This window comes from Sporomusa termitida, from assembly GCF_007641255.1.
GTDB classification, from domain to species: domain Bacteria; phylum Bacillota; class Negativicutes; order Sporomusales; family Sporomusaceae; genus Sporomusa; species Sporomusa termitida.
Window position 1 is genome coordinate 4,112,012 of the sequence record NZ_CP036259.1, and the last position, 18,408, is coordinate 4,130,419.

The following is an 18,408-nucleotide window of genomic DNA, read 5'->3' on the forward strand; positions in this document are numbered from 1 at the left end:
CCTCCCTTAGACCTGTTTCACGCTTACCTTACCGACTGCCGGCGGAGTATTGCGGCTTTTATTCACTTTAATTTCGCCGTCAATCAGGACCAGCGCCACTCCTGGTAAATCTCCGGCCTGAATAGCTTCCAGGGCATTTTGGCCGACCGAGCCCATGGGTGCGTCAATAATGGCCAAATCGGCCTCTTTGCCGGGAGCAATCATCCCGGTATTGAGTCCGTATACCCGGGCCGTATTGCCGGTAGCCATGGCAATTGCCGCTGCGGCCGGAATATCCGACATACTGGCAATCTGCACAATCGTGCGCAGAATACCGAGCGGAATAACCCCGGTGCCGGAGGGGGCGTCATTGCCACAGATAATCCGGTGCAGTTGTCCCAAACGCTCCAGTTTCCGCACCGTCTGATCGGCTATTTTAGGGTTGCCGCACTGGACAATCTCCAGGGCCAGATCGCTGTCGGTAATCAGTTTATCGACTTCGGCCGGCGAAATGGCCGTCGGCCCGCCATTGATATGGGAAACAACATCAGGCTGCACTGCCAGGACATCTGCCGCCGTTACGGTGGAGCTGCCGGGGATGGAGGTGCCGCCGGTATGCATCATCACCTTCATCCCGTGGGCCTTGGCCCACCGGACCATCGGGGCCGCCTCGGCCGGTTTTTTGATTGATCCCAGCCCGACCTCGCCCACAAGCCATACACCGTTGGCTGCCAGTTCAGCAAAATCAGCCTCGGTCAGCCCCTGTTCCAGAATGACCGCCCCGCCATGAACCTTAACGCCGCCTGGCCGGAGCTTCTGAAAGGAGCGCTGCGCCAGTACCGCCAGGGCTTTCACCCCGGCCGGATCGGTCGGGCGGCCGGGGGTATGGCACTCACCGGCCGAGATCATGGTCGTCACGGCACCATGTACAGAGCTATCTATAAAATCAGCCATTTTCTGCCGGGGGGTATAGTCGCCAATGACCGGGTGAACATGGGAGTCAATCAACCCCGGCACCACTGTCATCCCGCCGGCATCAATGAGTTTGTAGGCAACAGAATGCAGGGCAAGATCATCAATCAGCTGTTTGTCACCCACAGCCTCAATCTTGCCGGCATGAATAATAATGGTATCAGCAGATAAAACCGGCTCGGAAATATTGCCAGAGACTATCATTCCAATATTAGTTATTGCTGTATAGGTCATGTCAGCCACCTCCTGCGATTTTAAAGAACAGGCAGAGAAATTTTATTTCTCTGCCGATTCTTTTTTTATTGCCGTCTAATTCAATGCTTTCTGTTTGGTTTCGTCCCCCAGGACAATCATATCCAGGGCCGCGATAACCAGTACTGCCGTAAACATCATAAACACCAGGGGAATTTTATCAGGACCGGTAATCATGGCCGCAACAACCATCGGTGCGGCAATCCCGCCAATCCGGCCGAAACCTGCCGCCCAGCCCACGCCGGTGCTGCGGGCCTCGGTGGGATACAGTTCAGGCGTATACGTATACAGAATCCCCCAGGCGCCAAGGTTGAAAAATGACATCAGGCAACCCCACAGATAAATATCGGTAACCGATGCGGCACTGCCAAACATGTAGGCCGAAAAGGCGCAGCCCAGCAGGAAGGTGGCCATGGTAGCCTTGCGGCCGAGCTTGTCAACCAGGGCGGCAGCGGTAAAATAACCCGGGATTTGCGCTACTGTCATCCATAAAACAAACTCAAAAGACTGCACCATATTGTGGCCGGCTTTGACCAGCAAGGTCGGCAGCCAGAGGAAAATTCCATAGTAGGAGAATACGATGCAGAACCACAAAATCCATAAGCAGGCAGTCCGCTTCAAATATTTAGGACTGAACAGCTGCAGCACGCTAAACGCCGGGGCGGCGGCCGCGGTTTGAATCTCCGCCATGGACGGTTTCTGGCCCGGGGTTACCCCCAGCTCTTTTTCAATATTGGTCACCAGCGCATGGGCCTCTTCCACTTGTCCTTTCTTCATCAGGTACAGGGCCGACTCCGGCACCGTCCGCCACAGGTAAAAGACATACAACGCCGGCAGGGCGCCAATATAGAAAGCAATCTCCCAGCCGTATTTAGGAATAACTAAGTACGAAATGATCGATGCCGCCAGCCAGCCGAAAGCCCAGGCACTTTCCAGCAGTACAATCATCCGCCCCCGGGATTTAGTCGGGGCATATTCGCTCATCAAAGTAATCGCCACAGGCAGTTGTCCGCCTAAACCAAAGCCAACTAAGAAACGAAAAAAGAGCAGTGATTCGTAATTCCAGGACAAGCCGCAGGCCCCGGTGCCCAGACTATAGATAACCAGGGTGGCGGCAAATACCTTCTTCCGGCCGATATAGTCGGCGATCGTGCCGCCAAGCATGGCGCCGATAGCCATACCGATCAAACCCACACTGCCAACAAAGCCAACCTGGGCGGAGGTTAGTTGCCAGGTCGCAATCAGTTTCGGTAAAACGAATGAGATAATCCCGGTATCCATGGCATCAAAAGCCCAGCCCAGACACATAATCAGCAACAACCGCCAATGGAACTTGCCAAGGGGTAAGTTTCCTAAACGCTCAGTAATCGTAGACACGTAAACAGCTCCTTTATTTTGGATTAAAAAATCACACTGTCTGCCTCACTAACTTTTTTGCATCGCCTCCATTCAGCTGCACCGTTGCCGCTGTCCTGTTACCACATTGCCGGCAACCGGAGGGTTGACGCCGTGGATCTATCTATACACCGGTTACAGCCCAGACATCGTTGGCTATGGCTGCGGCCTGCGGGGCTAATAGCATTCTCTGCTAAAACCCCGCAACCAATGGTGGACAATGATTATTTTTATTGCCTTCGCGCAAGGATTGATCCGGCTACATTGGCGATAAACGAACCGGCGGCTCACACCTTAGCGTCAGCCGGGGCCTGCAGCCTGGCTAACACTTTCTCCGGCGTAATTGGCAGCTCAGTGAACCGTAGCCCGATCGCATTATATATGGCATTGGCTATCGCCGCCGCCGTGGGAATCAGGCTTGGCTCACCCACCCCTTTGGCGCCAAACGGGCCGGTTTGTTCCGGCTCCTCCACAATGAAGGGGTGCATCTCCGGCACATCCAATGAGGTGGGCATAAGATAGGTTGCCAGGTTTTTAGTCAGGATCTTACCCTCATTCACCTGTATTTCCTCTGTTAATGCATAGCCCAGGCCCATCGTACAGCCACCTTCGATCTGACCTTCAATATTAACCGGATTTATTGCCTGGCCGACATCATGAGCCGCCACAATCCTTAGAACCTCGACCTCACCTGATTCAGTATCTACCTCTACTTCAGCAATCTGGGTGGCAAACGCATACGTGGCATAGGGTTTTCCCTGCCCGGTTTCCGGATCAAGGCCGGTTGTGTCCGGATTAAACCAGCCATGCCCAAGCGTAAGCTTGCCTTTCATCCGGCATTGGGCGATACAATCGGCCAATGGCACCGACTGCCCCTTGCTTTTGGGCGGCAATCCCAAATCCAGCCGGCATTCGCTTAAACAGTCTGTTAAGAATGGGGACTGCCCGGAAGCGGGTCTGACATATAGTTCTTTATGACCAACAACTACGTCACCGGGAGCAACCCCCAGCATGGACGCGGCCATGTCAATCAGAACTTTTTTGGCTTCCTGGGCCGCCAGACGCACCGCATTGCCGGAAATATAGGTTTGGCGGCTGGCCGATGACGCCCCGCCGTCGGGAGTCATCCCTGTATCGGCCGATACCACACGAACATCCTCCATATTAATGCCAAACTCCTCCGCCACAATCTGCGCCATTACAGTATCAGACCCCTGACCGATATCGGCACAGCCGGTCAGAATAAGCGCCGTACCGTCATCGAGAAGATTTACATAAGCTCCGGCCGGATTCGGCAAGCCGGTATTGCCGATACCATACCACATCGATGCCACGCCGGTGCCGCGCTTTTTGTGCGCTTTTGTGCCGGCGGCGTGGCTGCTGATTAACATTTCCGCCGCGGCTGCCGTCTTTTCCAATGTCGCGACAATACCGACACTCTGGGCCAACTCAGCCCCTGTTGCCGTCACCGCTCCTGGACGTAACGCATTCAGCAGCCTGATCGCCAGCGGCGATATGCCGATTCGTTCCGCCAGCATGTCCATTTGCGCTTCATGGGCAAAGGCAATCTGGGGCACCCCAAACCCGCGCATGGCACCGGCTGTCGGATTATTGGTATAGACTGTATAGGCTTCAATCGCAACATGGGGAATCTCATACGGCCCGGTCGCGTGCACCGCAGTCCGGGTAAGCGTCCCCGGCCCATAAGAGGCATAAGCGCCGGTGTCACCGATAATTGAGCATTCCAGGGCCAGCAGTTTGCCGGCGGCATCGGCGCCTGTCTTCATTTTAATCAGGCAAGGATGGCGTTTGGCTGAATTTATAATCGATTCGGTCCGCGAATAAACAAGCCTTACAGGCCGTCGCGTTTTCATGGCCAGCAGTCCCAGATGAACCTGGACCGAAATATCCAGTTTCCCGCCAAAGCCGCCGCCGGTCGCAGCCTGAATCACCCGGACCTTATCCAGGCCCACTTTTAGATTCCGGGCTACCTCTTTGGCGTCAAAATGAGTATTTTGCGTGGATACCCAAATTGTTATTACCTCACCGTCAAATTTCGCTACCCCGGCTTCCGGCTCAATATAGCCATGCTCAACCATTTGCGTCCGGTATTCCTGCTCAACCACCACCGAACACCTGGCAAAGGCGGCGTCAATATCACCTTTCCGGATTTTACGGACAGCCAGCACATTGCCATTGGCATAAAGCCGGGGGGCGCTGTCCGCCATGGCGGCCACAGGATCAAATACCGGCGGCAGCACTTCAATATCCGCCTGTATCGCCGCCAGGGCCTGTTCGGCCTGCTCCTCCGTCTCAGCGGCAATTAAGGCCAGCGGATCACCTATTTTGCGGATCTTCTCATTAATTTTAACCAATACGGGTTCATCTTTTACAATCATGCCGGTGCTGTTAGCTCCCGGTACATCGTCTCCTGTCAGAATTACGGCAACACCTGGCAGTTTCAGGGCCGCCGACACGTCAAGCGAACGCAATATCCCATGCGGTATGGTACTGCGAAATACTTTGGCATGCAGCATGCCGTCAAAATGAAGATCAGCGGCAAATTGAGCTTTTCCCAGCACCTTGTTCACCGCATCCACCTTTTTTACCGACTGTCCCACAATCCGATATTGGCTCAACCTACTCACTTCCTCATCTTTCGTGACTTTTGGCAACCTTTTCAATAGCGTTGATTATTTTGGCGTAGCCGGTACAGCGGCACAAATTGCCGGAAATATGCTGGGCAATTTGCTGCCGGGTAGGTTGCGAATTCTCATCCAGCAGGGATTTAGCGCTCAGCAGCATACCGGGAGTGCAAAAACCGCACTGTACGGCTCCTTCGTCAATAAACGCCGCCTGCAGGGGATGCAATTTATCATAGGTGCCCAGCCCCTCCACGGTCAGCACCTCATGGCCTTCAACCTGTCTGGCCAGGATTAAGCACGAATTGACTGTTTTCCCGTCTACAAGCACCGTACAGGCCCCGCAGTCTCCTTCACCACAGCCGATTTTCGTACCCGTCAGCCCTAACCGGTCGCGCAGCATATCTACAAGCAGCAGGTTTGACTCCACTGCAATTTCTGTCTTGGCTCCGTTTAAGATAAAGGCTATGGTTTTTTTATCCACATTCGCACCTCATTTGCACCTGCTCCAGCGCCGCCGCTAATCCCCGGCACACAACAACCCGCGCCAGACGGGTACGATAACTGGCTTTACTGCGCACATCATCAATCGGCTTTAACAGCTGCGAGGCAATTACGCCGGCCTGAGTAAATACCTCAATCCCGGCCGGCTTGCCAATCAGCCACTTCTCCAGTTCATATAAGCGAATCGGGGTAGGGGCTACCGAACCAAAGGCAATACGGGCATCACAAATCATACCGTCCGCTATTTTCAGCCAGACTGCGCAATTGATAATAGCGATAGCCAGGGCTTTGCGTTTGCCAAACTTAAAAAAGGCCGCCCCCTCATCAGCTTGAATCTGCCTGACTTTAATCCGGCTGATAAACTGGCCGGGCAATAAACAGGTCCGGCCCGGTCCTTTAAACAAATCGGCTAATGGCAGCTCCAGAAAATCATGCCGGCTATGGATTCTTACCCTGGCGTCAAGCGCCAGCAAAGCAGGTACAGTATCGGCAGCCGGTGAGGCATTACAGATATTGCCGCCAACCGTGCCTCGGTTCCTGATCTGCGGTGAGCCGACCTGCCCGGCAGCGTCTGCCAAAATCCCCGCTTTTCCCTTGACAAGGGGCGACCTGGTCAAAGCTGTATGGCTGACAAGCGCACCAATTGATAAATAGCCGTCTTCGTCGTCAATTGCCTGTAAGTCATCAATCCCATTTATATCAACCACTGCTGCCGGCATTGGCCGCAGCAGCTTTTCCTTCATTTTAACCAGCAAATCGGTACCACCGGCCAGCAGGGCGTAGCTGTGCAGCCCGCTCAGCGTGTCTGCCAGGGCCTGAATGCTCTTGGGATTATAATAAGCAAATTCCATTTTGGTCCACCCCCTCTTTTTCCTATTAACTTACTTAATTCATGTTGCAATTATCATGCCAAATTGTCAAAAACCTATCCTGGGAGCTGAAACACGATAAAAACAACACATTTTCCCTGTTTTTCGGCCAATTTATGATCGATTGGAATGGGTTTATAAATAAAAAGCATTCCAATTATGAAATGCTTTTAGGGAGAACTACCACGAATAACGATATTATCATACTTTATTGCATTTTATTTTTGCAATGCAGCTTCCATAATCGTAATCGCCCTGCCCCCTCACTGTACGCTTACATTTGTCACAATGCCCAAATCAACCATCTTACGCCACAATGTAGTTGTACTAACCCCCAGCAGCTTAGCGGCTTCTCTTTTAGTCCCGCCGGTATATTTTAGAGCATTGATAATTGACTCCCGTTCCGCTGTCGCCACCGCTGCCGCCAGCGTGCCAATCTGGCGGGTATTATTGTCTTGGCTTACGGGGCCATGGATATAATGCGGCAGATGGTTCATTTCGATGGTGCTTTCATTAACACTGACAATATTCATAATATATTCAATGCAGTTTTTTAATTCCCGAATATTGCCAGGCCACTGATAGCGGCATAAATGATAAATGGCCTGATCGGAAATGCCGGTAACAAATTTACCCAGCAGATTATTAAATTCACTGATAAACAGCTTGACCAAGGCCGGGATATCCTCCGACCGTTCCCGTAAAGACGGCACTTTAAGTTCAACAACATTCAAACGGTAATATAAGTCATTTCTGAACGTACCGTGGTTGATCATCTCCACCAGGTCCCGGTTGGTTGAGGCAATGACCCGCACATCAACCCGGAGCGGCTGGCTGCCGCCAATGCGGGTAACCTCCCTTTCCTGCAATACCCGCAGGAGCTTGCTCTGCAGATTAAAATCCATTTCACTGATTTCGTCCAGAAAGATGGTCCCGCCATTGGCCTGTTCAAACGCTCCCGGGCTCCCTCTTTTCTTGGCGCCGGTAAAAGCCCCCTCTTCATAACCAAAAAAGCAACTCTCAATCAGTGATTCAGGCAAGGCGCCGCAATTGATGGCGATAAAAGGCTTGCTGCGCCGTTCGCTGGCATTATGAATGGACTGGGCAAATAACTCTTTGCCGGTGCCGGTCTCACCGGAGATAATGATGGATGAGATGCCTTTGGCCACAAAAGCAGCCCGGCTTTTCATTTTTTCAATAGCCTCGCTGAACCCGATAATATCGGAAAAATTATAGCGGGCATACTGGAATTTTTTCACTTCCTCAATCAGCTTTTGCTGTCGTCGCACACCCTGTTCATTATTAAAGCCGAAACCAAACTTACGCGTGATGGGGATGCGCACCGCCACAGCGCCCATGCCGGATATGGATTCGCCAATAACCGGCCGCTGGCTTTGGATAGCCTGTTGGGCAGCAACACTGATTTTACCGATATAATTCATATTGGTTTGACCATCGACACCCACACTGGCTACCCGCCGCCCCTCCTCATTAAACAGCACGGCCTCACCGCCGGCAACCCGGGCGATGAACGGCAGCGCCTGCTCCAGCGACTCTGCTAATTGCTGCTCACATTTCAGCCGTTCAAAATTACTGGCGGCAAGCACATAATCACCCACCGGCAGACTCCAGGCCTCAGCCCCCTCAGTCAGCTGCGACGGACCGATGCCCACCTTGCCGGTACTGCCGGCTTCCCGGGCTAAGTCAAATATCTTTCCCTTTAAGGTTTCCACCTCTTGTCCCTGGGAGTCGACCGTCTTGATTCGCATTCCTTTTTTATCGGTAAGAGTGGCATAGCCGCCGGTAATACGTGCAATTGGCAACAGGGCCTGTAACAGGCATTCAAGTAATGCAGACATAAACAACACTCCAACTTTAGTTATTTTAGGTATGTGTTTTACCAGCCGGCACTCTTCCGGCCTCAGACCAAAAAAAAAGACTTTCTCACGATTTGCGAGAAAGTCTGCTATGACTAAGCGAAATATGTTTAGTTATCATACGTTTCTTTATATTTTAATGTACATTATATTTTCTGTCAAGTGAGTTCATTCACTTGACATATTCCAATCAAAGGGAAACAAGCTTAACCCCTTGCGGTCAATGCGATTTTCATTGCCGCACAGGCCTCGGTGATCATGGCCTCATCCCGCACATAGCACAGGCGGACATAGCCTTCCCCATTTTCCCCGAAGCAGGAGCCGGGCACAACCGCCACCCCGGCTTTTTCCAGCACAAGTTGGGCAAACTCTTTACTGGTAAGACCGGTGCCGGTAATATTGGGAAAGACATAGATGGCGCCTTTGGGTATGCTGCAGGTAATACCGGGAATTTCATTTAATTTTTCCACCATAAGATCGCGTAACTTTTTATAGCGGCTAATTCGCTCCGCCATTAGTTCAGCCGGCGTATTCAGGGCACTAATGCCGGCATACTGAATAAACGGCGGCACGCAGGTATAGACGGTCTCAAACATCTGCCCCATCTTGGCAATCAGGTCGGCCGGACCGATAGCATAGCCCAGCCGCCAGCCGGACATGGAATGACCTTTGGAAAAACCGCTGAGAATGATCGTCCGCTCCCGGCATTGATCAACAACCGCCGGTGAATAATGACGGCAATCATACAGATTTTCCGCATAAATTTCATCACTGAGCAGATAAATATCCTTTTCTCTGGCAATTTCGGCCACCCGCAGCATTTCCGCTTCGGTCATTACCCCGCCGGTGGGATTCTGGGGTGACGTAATGATAATCAGCCGGGTTTTATCGGTAATCCTTGATAACAGCTCCTCCGGGTTAAGCCGGAATTCATTCTCTTCCCGTACCGGCACCTTGACTGCTTTTATCCCCAGATAACTGGCAACAGCAATATATACGGCAAAGCCCGGATCAGAAAAAATGACTTCTTCCCCCGGGTTGACAACACAACGCATGACAAAATCAATGACACTGTTGGCCGGCATAACCGCCACCTGGGACACAGCCGGCCTAAAGCCCAGCTTTCGCTCGGTATACCCGCAAACCGCCTCTCTTAGGGGCAGAATGCCCAGTGAATCAACATATTTGATATGGCCTGCGTCCAGGGCTTCCTTAGTAGCATTGATGACGTGGGGATACGGGTCTATATTGGCATCACCCACCTCAAACCGGTACACCTTTTTCCCGGCCGCTTCGAGCGCGCAGACATTTGTTAATATATCCAGCATCGGCTGGCCTAACAGCCCCTGGGTAAGTTTGGAAAAGCCTTTCATGAAAAAACACTCCCTTATCACTAATGGACATCTATAATAGCCAATAAATAACAGCCGGCAAAATACAAGCACGATGATTGCCCGTAAAAAAGCAAATTATCGTTCTTTAATTCGTTATATACCACCATTTGTCCTGCATAGTCATACAAAAAATTACATCAGTTAATATTTGCTGCTTTTTTACCAGCCGTCTGTAATATTTGCTGCAAACCCTGTAGATCCCTGTCCCGGCAATCCATGCAGTGATACAGGCGGTGTGAATTGCCGGTTCCCTGGGGAAGCCGCAATTATTCCACCGGCTCGTAACGGATTTCCCAGGTCAGGGTGCCTTGGCGGCGGCTATCTTTGAAAATTTTCCTTTCATGCATGCTGTAGCCAATAACTATAATTTCCACCGCCCGCTTGTCAGCTGAAAACCTTGTATTTTGGGCGCCGGGATGAATCGTTCCAATCTCACCGTTTTCCCATACAATCCTAATCTCTGATTTGTCTGCATTCTCACCGGTTGCCTGAAAGTTAACAATAGATACATCCCGGGCGGCCCGGCCGGCAATCGCCTGCCGCAATTCAACCTTCCCCTCGAACGGCACCTCAATCCCATGAATAATCCGCAAGGACGGCAACGGCGTAATCGTAACCCGGTCAGCCGGCACCGGTGTGTCTGTTATCTCTTGCTCAGGCCCGGTAAAGCTGTTGCCGGTGCCTGTATAAACCATATAGCCGGCGGTAACTGCCACCAGCATGAATACAGCGCCAATCAGGAAACTTTTCCACGACGTTATCATAAACTCCCCTGCCTTTACTGCTACCGGACTCACGGGGACGGTTCTCCTGAGTCTGGTACAAAATGATCTTATTATCTTATTCTACACTGCCCGCCGGCCCCCTACTTACTCACACAGTTCCGTCCCTTTTTTTTCGCCCGGTACAGGGCCGTGTCGGCTGCTTTTATCACTTGCTGTGTTTGTTTATTCTTTTCGCTGCGCTCGGCGACCCCAATACTTATTGTTACAAATAGCTTTTTACCGGCTGATTTTCTTTTGGTCTTTTTCGTTTTCTTGCCCTGGTATGTATAAGAGGTTTTCTCCACGGCCATGCGCAATTCCTCCAGGAAAGGCACGGCTTCCGCAGCTTTAGTGTGCGGAAAGACGATGGTAAACTCTTCCCCGCCATAGCGGAAAGCCCGGCCGCCGCCAGTTACCTTCTGCAATACCGAAGCGACTAAACGCAACACATCGTCGCCGGTATCATGGCCGTAAGTATCGTTAAACTTCTTAAAAAAGTCTATGTCCACCATAGCAATTGTATACTCGCCCCGCAGTTTCATCAGTTCCTCTTTCAGGGCCCGCCTGGCAGGTAAACCGGTCAGTTCATCAAGGTAAGCCATCGAATAAGAGTCCTGAATCACCGCGATGATCAGCATAACGGCAGCAGCACCAAAAAAGACGGGGATCGCTAACGGCTGCGGGTGCAAATGCAACCCCAGCATTGTTGTTACCAATACAGTCAAAATGGCATTATCGATATGGGTACGGTTCTTTAGCTGCCGGCCAACGCTTATTATGAAAGCCAGGCTGTAAGCCAGCACTGCCGACGACGGCAGGGGCGTGACAACAGCTGCCGTTGCCGCCGGCGCCATTTTATCAAAGAAACCGAGAAATATCTGATCATGTGAGACTGTTGCCAGCGCAATATAAAATAACTGAAAACCAATTATGCCAAAACGGCCGCAGCCCCAGGTATTAAAAATACCGCGTTCTTTTAGCCGGGAAAAAATAAATATATTCACAGGCAGCAGCAAAGAGACAACCGGATATATTATTGCGGAAAAATCCGGTATCCCGGCGGCAGCTGCCGCTAAATCGCTGAGAGCATATTGGGTCAGGGCAATCACGGTTGTAATAAAAAAGACCCGGCTGCGGTTAAACCACCAGCTCAACAACAAAGCAACGGCATAAACTGCATAGGCGGCATTGCTGATCATATTAAACAATGCAGATTCTGTTGCTAGCGCTAAATAAACGATACCGGCAGCAACTAACAGCCCAAAAGGCAGGGTTATAATAAGTGATAGTAGTTTTGCCATCAATTTTGTTAAAATCCCTTCCCAGGTAATAGATACATTGATTGAAAAACAAACATCTTTCTACGTTATTATAGCAAATTGCGACATCTATTGTCATTATTTACAGTTCCCGGCCGTGAGTCCCCCCTGTCGCTGCCCTGAGCCGGCCATAAAAAACAACGATGCGCAGCTGCTGCGCATCGTTATTATTTATCAGGGTTCATCTTTTTCCCTCCCCTGCCGGCGGTCAGGCACTGGCTCCGGGCCTGGCCTTATCGCACCAGTAAGGTCCTCGGCTGCTTCACACTGCGTCGCCAGTGTTTGCAGCTTCCGGCTGCTTACCCCTTGCTTACCAGGCGAAATCACAGCCGCTTTACTGCGCCCGGATCTGTCGGCCACCAAAAAGATCACGGAAAACAGCACCACAAAAGCCAGGCCGGCAAACAGACCGGCCCCCTGTCCGGGAATTAACGGCATACTGACAATAATCAGCACAATACTGGCCAGGGCTATTAATGACGTAGCAGGAAACCCGGGCAGCTGGCAGCGGCCCTCAGGCGGACACCCCTGCTGCTTGCGCAGTTTATAATGGGTTAAAAGAATCACCAAATAAGAGAAAAGCAAGGCAAACCCACCAGAGCTAACCAGGAAAAGATAAACCTGGGCCGGCAGCAATAAGCCGATCCCCAGCGCGGCCAGCATCGAAAAACCGGAAAAGCCAATCCCCTTATAGGGTATATCCCCCTGATCCTGCAGCCAGGCCGGGGCGTGGCCCTCAGCTGCCAGTGACCGCAGCATACGCCCCAGCCCGAACATGGCCGCCAGCATGGTGGAGAGAATGGCCGTTACCAGCACAATATTAATTATATTGCCGGCCCAGGTAAAGTTCCAGCTTGTCAGTGCTGTGACCAGCGGACTCTGCGCCGGCGTCAGAACAGCGGTTGGCACCAGCAGTAATAAAGCGGCAATGGCCGCCACATATAACCCGGTTAAGCCAAAAACAGTATAAGTAATTGCCCGGGGCACAGTCTTCCCCGGCTCGGCAGTTTCCGAGGCGGCCAGGCCAATCACCTCAAAGCCGGCATAGGAAAACATAACAATCAGCATACTCCCGGCCAGGCCGCCAATCCCCCCCGGCAATAGGGGCTGGGCGGTCACGGCGCCGGCGCCGGCCTCCCGCAGCCCCGGCATAAGGCCGCTGACAATCGCCAGTCCCAGAACCACAAAACCAACAATGGCAATCAGTTTGATTGCGGCCAGTCCACTTTCCAGCTTGCTTAAACGCTCAGCCCCCAATAGATTGAGCAAGGTGACAATGGCGATAATGGCCGCGCCGAGCAGTGGCAGGGACAGACCCGGCCGCCAGCCCCGCAGTAATTCCGACACGGCAATCGCCTCACTGGACATCGCCAGCACTAACCCCGTCCAGTACACCCAGCCTACAACAAACCCGACCGCCGGCCCATAGGCTCTTTCGGCAAAGGTGCGGAACGATCCCGGGGCCGGATCGGCAACCGTCATTTCCGACAAGGCATACAGGATCGCATAAACCAGAGCACCACCAGCCAGATAAGCAATGATAATTGCAGGGCCTGCGGCCCGGATGGCAACCGCAGACCCGAGAAAAAACGAGCCGCCAATCACTGTTCCTAATGCCAGCATCGTTAACTGCCAGGCCGACAGGCCTGCTCCGTGCTTCTTCAAATTACCCCTCCTTATAAACCTGTTGCGTATATATCAAGTATCTGCGCAGAACAGTTATGTTATGAGTGGCGTATTGCTATAAATAAAGAAAACACGGCTTGCGCCGAGCCTTTGGCGAAAGCGGAAGCCGATGTTGGCCTATCCAGGGAAAGTTATACTTTCTTTCAGGATAAAAAACCGCCGGCGCGGTCTTTGGGCTTTGCGCCTGGCAGATAATGCTGGCAAACAAGGGCCTGAGCTTACTTTTGGCAGCGACCCAAAAGTAACAAAAAGTCTAGGCCCGAAGCCGCCCAAAGCTAAAGGGCCGGAGGTTGCCGGGGTTACGGGGGCGCCGTCTCCTTGCCCAAACCGGGCATTAACCTTGGCAATCCTTGGTCTATGGACTTTCTGCCTCGCAAAACTTATACATTCTGATACATAATTAAGAAAAGACTTGGCTTGTGCCAAGTCCCTCAGGATGCCGGCAGAAGTCGCCTGGGCCCTTTAGGGTATAGTCGTTCTTATGTCCACAAAATTTATTATAAATCTGGCAGGCCAAAGAAGAGCCTAAGCAGGCTCTTCCGGTAACTACGGCTATTCATTTGCGGCCGGGGCTGCAGCCGCCCACAGTCTTAGCTAACCTGCCCGTGCAGTTCACCCGCTTTGGTGTCAACAACGCGATTGCGCTCATCCACCATTACCACAACAGGTTTTATTTGTCTGGCCTCCTGTTCACTCACCAGCGCGTACGCAATAATAATAACAATATCACCCGGCTGCACCAGCCTGGCCGCCGCGCCATTGAGACAAACAATACCTGAGTTTTCCTTGCCGGTAATGGTGTAGGTTTCCAAGCGGGCTCCATTGTTATTGTTAACAATCTGGACCTTTTCCCCAGGCAGAATATGAGCCGCCCGCAATAAGGCCGCATCGATAGTGATACTGCCCATATAATTTAGATTCGCCTCAGTAACCGTTGCCCGGTGAATCTTCGATTTCATCATCGTTATCAACATCTGCTTCCTCCTAAGTACGGCTGGGGGTCAGAATAATATTATCAATTAGCCGGGTAGCGCCAAACCTGACCGCAACTGCGAGCAAAACGTCCTGATTCAAAACAGCGATCTCCGCCAGGTCAGGAAAGGAGTACAGCTCCACATAGTCCACATTGGCCTGGGGTGCCGACTGGATATGGCTCAGGACGGCCTCCCTGATCGCCGCAGGCTCCTGCTCGCCGGCGGCAGCCATTTCCCTGGCTTTTGCCAAACCCTGACTTAGCACCAGGGCAGCCTGGCGCTGCTCGCTGCTTAAATACGCGTTGCGCGAGCTTTTGGCCAGACCGTCCTCATCCCGGACAATCGGAACCATAACGATCTCCGGTACCATATTCAGGTCACGGACCATCTTCCTGAGCACAATGACCTGTTGCGCATCCTTTTGCCCAAAAAAAGCCTGATCGGGCTGCACGATGTTAAACAGTTTTGTCACTACTGTGGCCACCCCGCGAAAATGCGTGGGCCGCGACCGACCGCATAACTTGTCGGTTACGCCCGTTACCTCCACCCAGGTTCCCCATCCGTCCGGATACAATTCCCGCGCCGGGGGATGAAATACAGCGTCCACACCGGCTGAACGGCAGACTGCCAAATCCTCGGCCCAGGTGCGCGGATAGGCCGTAAAATCCTCATTGGGTCCAAATTGGGTTGGATTGACAAAGATACTGACAACTACAATATCACAGTTTTTTTTGGCTTGCTGCATCAGGGCCAGGTGCCCGGCGTGAAGGGCGCCCATGGTAGGAACAAAACCAATACTTTTTCCCGCCTGTCTGGCCTCAGCCACCAAAACCCGCATGGCCGCAACCGTTTCAACAATGGTAGCCATATCCCACTCTCCAATCATAATGGGTAAATAAAAAACCTTCTTGGCCGCACTCAGTACAGACAAGAAGGCATACTCCACCGGTTGAAGGTTTACCCGTCTAAGTCCATAGGATCCAAGCGGTATAGAAAAATGATTTATTTACCTTTAGTAACAGCCTTTGACAGTATGACCCCAAGAGTATCATCCATCTTACGGCTGGAATATATTCATGTTACTATAAAAATCGTGTTGCGGCAATATAAATTTCCCTATCCCGGCAATTTTTTATCATAGGGAAGGGGAATATATTGAACCGAGGGGCGCTGCTGAGCCGGCTGCGGATATAATTCCATGAGTTCATATACCTCCAAAGGCATTTCATTGCAAACGGAAGGCAACTCCATCTCCCGTAATTTTTCACAGGTAATCGGATAATCATGGGTCCAGCGTCCTTCGGCCAGCATCTTGGCCAGCTCCTTGGCTTTTGCGGCCGGCAGCTTGTCGAGCAGCAGGATTTCGACAAACTCCTGGACCTGCCGGACGGCTTTTGCGGCCATATCAGCCAGAATCAGGGTATTGTCGTCAATGCGGTTAATATTTTTTTGTTGGACAACCTGTAAAATCGAGGCCGCCGGATACTGTCCCAGCTGCGGGTCCACCGGCCCTAAAACGGCATTGGGATCAAGAACAATTTCATCTGCCGCCAGTGATATCATCGTGCCGCCGGACATCGCATAATGAGGTACAAAAACAGTAACTTTCGCCCGGTGCTGCTGCAGGGCTCTGGCAATTTGCTCGGAAGCCAGAACTAAGCCGCCAGGGGTATGCAGTATTAAATCAATCGGCATATCATCCGGGGTTAGCCGGATGGCCCGCAGAATATGTTCAGAGTCTTCCACATTAATATAGCGGCTGATCGGTATACCAAGAAGACTGATTGCCTCCTGCCGGTGAATCAGGCTGATAACGCGCGACTGCCGCTGCTCTTCAATTTTACGCAGCAGGTTGAACCGCCGCACGGCAATACTTCTTTGCTGTACCATCGGCAAAACGGTAAACACCAGAAACACAATCCAGATTATGTCAGTAAAGCCAAAATTCATTTCATCACCTCATACGACATTTTTCTAAATATATTAGACTTCTACCGCCGTTTTCCCTGCAACAGCCAGAGGTGGAAATTACAGGTATGTTGGAGCGCGCTAAATTAGTTGCTTGCATATACCAGGAATGTAGACGCGAAAATTTGAGACACTAACAATAAAATAAGGAGGGATTTAATTTGGAACGAAAATCAGCCAAACGTAAACAGCTGAGCAACCAGTTTCGCCGCAAATATAAACGGTATGCTGCCGCCCTGGCCGGCGCCGCCATTTTGTCCGGTGCCGCCCTGCCAGGTATCCCGGCCGCCCAAGCCTTTGCCGCTGAAAGTCCCTCAGATTCACGTGTTCCGGCGGCAACCTATTCAACCAAGGACAAGAATACAAAAACAACGGTAAAAAAAGTCTATGGCGAAAGCAACCGGCATAAAGACCGCAACGGCCCGCCGGGCCGGGGCTGGCATGAGCACAATCACAGCTGGCCGGGTTCTAATGAAAACCAGGCCTGGTATCAGGATGGAAAGATCTATTATCGCGGTGATTCCAACTATTATCGCAGTGATTCCAACCGTTATCGCAATAATGCCAACTATTACCGTTCCAACTATGCCTATGCTATCAGCAATCCGGTAGATGTTGTAAAAAGTGCGGCCGCGCGCTATGGCTTCAACCGCACTACGGATTCATTTACCCTGCTGTCCCGGACAAGCAGCAGAGCCATCGTGGAAGTAATTAAAAGCGACACAGGCCAAATATTTAATATGGTTCTGGAAAGAACCAGCAACAATGACTGGCGGATTGTAGGCACACTGGCAAGATAAAGAAAACACGGCTTACGCCGAGCCTTAGCGAAAGCGTAAGCCGATGTTGCCCTTATCCAGGACGCCGCTAGAGAAGCAGGGGGACGTTCATTTTGCTTCCCCCGCCCGCCTGCTTCCCCAGGAAAACTTCCTGGCAGTACGCGGATCTGACTTGCAATCCCCCGCAAACAAGCTATAAATAGGTGAAATTAAAGTCGCCGTGACCTGAAAGTGTTGACGCACTTCCAGGCCCGCGCAAGGTGAAAAAGGCACCTACACGTAACAGTCAAGCTGTCCACGACGACATGTCTATTATACACCGCGCTTTGGCCGCTACACAAGCGGAAGGACGCAGATCTAAAGGATGATGTTGCCGCCGGCGCCGGGCTGTGAGTGCGACTGGACACAGCAGACCATTCATTCTCGCCTCACTAACAATTGTCGGCAGCAGGCCAGCCTTGCCTTACAGGTGTGACGGCCTTGCTGTCCAGGCCGGATCTGGCCGGCTTATTAGTATTTAGGCTTTAGCAGACGACGAAGCAAAGCGCATGTGTAGGCTAACAACCTCGCATGCGCTTTAATTTCCCCCTGAAAACAGCTGGCGGCAGTGCTGCCTGGCAGCGCTCTGCCCCAGCCTCAGTAGGGGGGGTATACATATGTTTCACGAAACCGAAACCCGGCTCAGGCCAACGGTCCACGCTACCAGCCCCCGGCACCGGCGACGGCCATTCTGCCGGCACCAAGCACCAGTCCGGGGGCACCGGCGGCCAGGAGCGGGACAGGCGGGCCGAGTGGTACTGACAACGATGTTAAACCAGGCTTTTGACCAATATGTTTTTACCAGAGTCGATCATATCCTCAAGCTGGCCGATACGAATGATGCCGGCTACAGGAAAACGGCTGAGGAAGTCAGTGCCGCCCTGGACCGGCTGCTGGGGAGAAGCGCGGGGACGTTCTTTTTGCTTCGCAAAAAACCAAAATAAACACTGAAGCTAACCAATGCCTTCGGTAATATACAGAATGGTTACAGTCGC

At 52.0% G+C, this 18,408-nt stretch carries 15 protein-coding genes; 2 read left to right on the forward strand and 13 right to left on the reverse strand.

What is annotated here, in order from left to right:
• Positions 1-6: 6 nt before the first annotated feature.
• The 13 genes from SPTER_RS19250 to SPTER_RS19305 all read right to left on the reverse strand — a co-directional run bounded on the left by SPTER_RS19250 (position 7) and on the right by SPTER_RS19305 (position 16,577).
• Positions 7-1,185: an amidohydrolase family protein gene (locus SPTER_RS19250; protein WP_144351877.1), complete on the reverse strand. Its 1,179-nt coding sequence runs from the start codon at positions 1,183-1,185 to the stop codon at positions 7-9.
• A gap of 75 nt (positions 1,186-1,260) precedes the next feature.
• On the reverse strand, positions 1,261-2,580 hold the full coding sequence (locus SPTER_RS19255) for an MFS transporter (RefSeq protein WP_246105365.1): 1,320 nt from the start codon (positions 2,578-2,580) through the stop codon (positions 1,261-1,263).
• A 305-nt stretch (positions 2,581-2,885) separates the two neighbouring features.
• Positions 2,886-5,237, reverse strand: coding sequence for a xanthine dehydrogenase family protein molybdopterin-binding subunit (locus SPTER_RS19260; protein WP_170233332.1), 2,352 nt, complete (start codon positions 5,235-5,237; stop codon positions 2,886-2,888).
• Positions 5,238-5,250: 13 nt separating this feature from the next.
• Positions 5,251-5,724, reverse strand: coding sequence for a (2Fe-2S)-binding protein (locus SPTER_RS24885; RefSeq protein WP_170233333.1), 474 nt, complete (start codon positions 5,722-5,724; stop codon positions 5,251-5,253).
• A complete protein-coding gene (locus tag SPTER_RS19265; RefSeq protein ID WP_144351878.1) occupies positions 5,717-6,595 on the reverse strand; it encodes an FAD binding domain-containing protein in 879 nt (292 codons plus the stop codon). The genes SPTER_RS24885 and SPTER_RS19265 overlap by 8 nt, the downstream gene beginning before the upstream one ends.
• Before the next feature lie 281 nt (positions 6,596-6,876).
• Entirely contained in the window at positions 6,877-8,472 is a 1,596-nt protein-coding gene (locus SPTER_RS19270; RefSeq protein ID WP_144351879.1) for a sigma-54 interaction domain-containing protein, read from the reverse strand.
• Between the two features lie 224 nt (positions 8,473-8,696).
• Positions 8,697-9,863 (reverse strand): pyridoxal phosphate-dependent aminotransferase, encoded by a 1,167-nt coding sequence (locus SPTER_RS19275; RefSeq protein ID WP_144351880.1) that lies wholly within the window; start codon positions 9,861-9,863, stop codon positions 8,697-8,699.
• A gap of 287 nt (positions 9,864-10,150) precedes the next feature.
• On the reverse strand, positions 10,151-10,648 hold the full coding sequence (locus SPTER_RS19280) for a hypothetical protein (protein ID WP_144351881.1): 498 nt from the start codon (positions 10,646-10,648) through the stop codon (positions 10,151-10,153).
• Positions 10,649-10,749: 101 nt separating this feature from the next.
• A complete protein-coding gene (locus SPTER_RS19285; protein ID WP_144351882.1) occupies positions 10,750-11,949 on the reverse strand; it encodes a GGDEF domain-containing protein in 1,200 nt (399 codons plus the stop codon).
• Positions 11,950-12,141: 192 nt separating this feature from the next.
• The gene (locus tag SPTER_RS19290) at positions 12,142-13,632 is read right to left on the reverse strand and encodes an amino acid permease (protein ID WP_144351883.1); all 1,491 of its coding nucleotides are present in this window, start codon (positions 13,630-13,632) and stop codon (positions 12,142-12,144) included.
• A 611-nt stretch (positions 13,633-14,243) separates the two neighbouring features.
• Positions 14,244-14,627: an aspartate 1-decarboxylase gene (gene panD / locus SPTER_RS19295; protein WP_144351884.1), complete on the reverse strand. Its 384-nt coding sequence runs from the start codon at positions 14,625-14,627 to the stop codon at positions 14,244-14,246.
• A gap of 10 nt (positions 14,628-14,637) precedes the next feature.
• The gene (gene panC, locus SPTER_RS19300; RefSeq protein WP_144351885.1) at positions 14,638-15,495 is read right to left on the reverse strand and encodes a pantoate--beta-alanine ligase; all 858 of its coding nucleotides are present in this window, start codon (positions 15,493-15,495) and stop codon (positions 14,638-14,640) included.
• A 248-nt stretch (positions 15,496-15,743) separates the two neighbouring features.
• Positions 15,744-16,577 carry an SDH family Clp fold serine proteinase gene (locus SPTER_RS19305; protein WP_144351886.1) on the reverse strand — a complete coding sequence of 278 codons (834 nt, stop codon included), beginning with the start codon at positions 16,575-16,577 and terminating at the stop codon, positions 15,744-15,746.
• Positions 16,578-16,756: 179 nt separating this feature from the next.
• Here SPTER_RS19305 and SPTER_RS19310 point away from each other — a divergent pair, with 179 nt between their 5' ends.
• Both SPTER_RS19310 and SPTER_RS19315 read left to right on the forward strand, forming a co-directional pair.
• Positions 16,757-17,395 carry a hypothetical protein gene (locus tag SPTER_RS19310; RefSeq protein WP_144351887.1) on the forward strand — a complete coding sequence of 213 codons (639 nt, stop codon included), beginning with the start codon at positions 16,757-16,759 and terminating at the stop codon, positions 17,393-17,395.
• Between the two features lie 635 nt (positions 17,396-18,030).
• Positions 18,031-18,357: a hypothetical protein gene (locus SPTER_RS19315; RefSeq protein WP_144351888.1), complete on the forward strand. Its 327-nt coding sequence runs from the start codon at positions 18,031-18,033 to the stop codon at positions 18,355-18,357.
• The last annotated feature ends 51 nt before the right edge of the window (positions 18,358-18,408 follow it).

Bases quoted from the DNA above. Each gene is read 5' to 3' on its own strand.
- SPTER_RS19250 (WP_144351877.1), bottom strand. From the start codon at position 1,185: ATGACCTATACAGCAATAACTAATATTGGAATGATAGTCTCTGGCAAT.
- SPTER_RS19265 (WP_144351878.1), bottom strand. From the start codon at position 6,595: ATGGAATTTGCTTATTATAATCCCAAGAGCATTCAGGCCCTGGCAGAC.
- SPTER_RS19270 (WP_144351879.1), bottom strand. From the start codon at position 8,472: ATGTCTGCATTACTTGAATGCCTGTTACAGGCCCTGTTGCCAATTGCA.
- SPTER_RS19275 (WP_144351880.1), bottom strand. From the start codon at position 9,863: ATGAAAGGCTTTTCCAAACTTACCCAGGGGCTGTTAGGCCAGCCGATG.
- SPTER_RS19280 (WP_144351881.1), bottom strand. From the start codon at position 10,648: ATGATAACGTCGTGGAAAAGTTTCCTGATTGGCGCTGTATTCATGCTG.
- SPTER_RS19285 (WP_144351882.1), bottom strand. From the start codon at position 11,949: ATGGCAAAACTACTATCACTTATTATAACCCTGCCTTTTGGGCTGTTA.
- panD (WP_144351884.1), bottom strand. From the start codon at position 14,627: ATGTTGATAACGATGATGAAATCGAAGATTCACCGGGCAACGGTTACT.
- panC (WP_144351885.1), bottom strand. From the start codon at position 15,495: ATGGCTACCATTGTTGAAACGGTTGCGGCCATGCGGGTTTTGGTGGCT.
- SPTER_RS19305 (WP_144351886.1), bottom strand. From the start codon at position 16,577: ATGAATTTTGGCTTTACTGACATAATCTGGATTGTGTTTCTGGTGTTT.
- SPTER_RS19315 (WP_144351888.1), top strand. From the start codon at position 18,031: ATGTTTCACGAAACCGAAACCCGGCTCAGGCCAACGGTCCACGCTACC.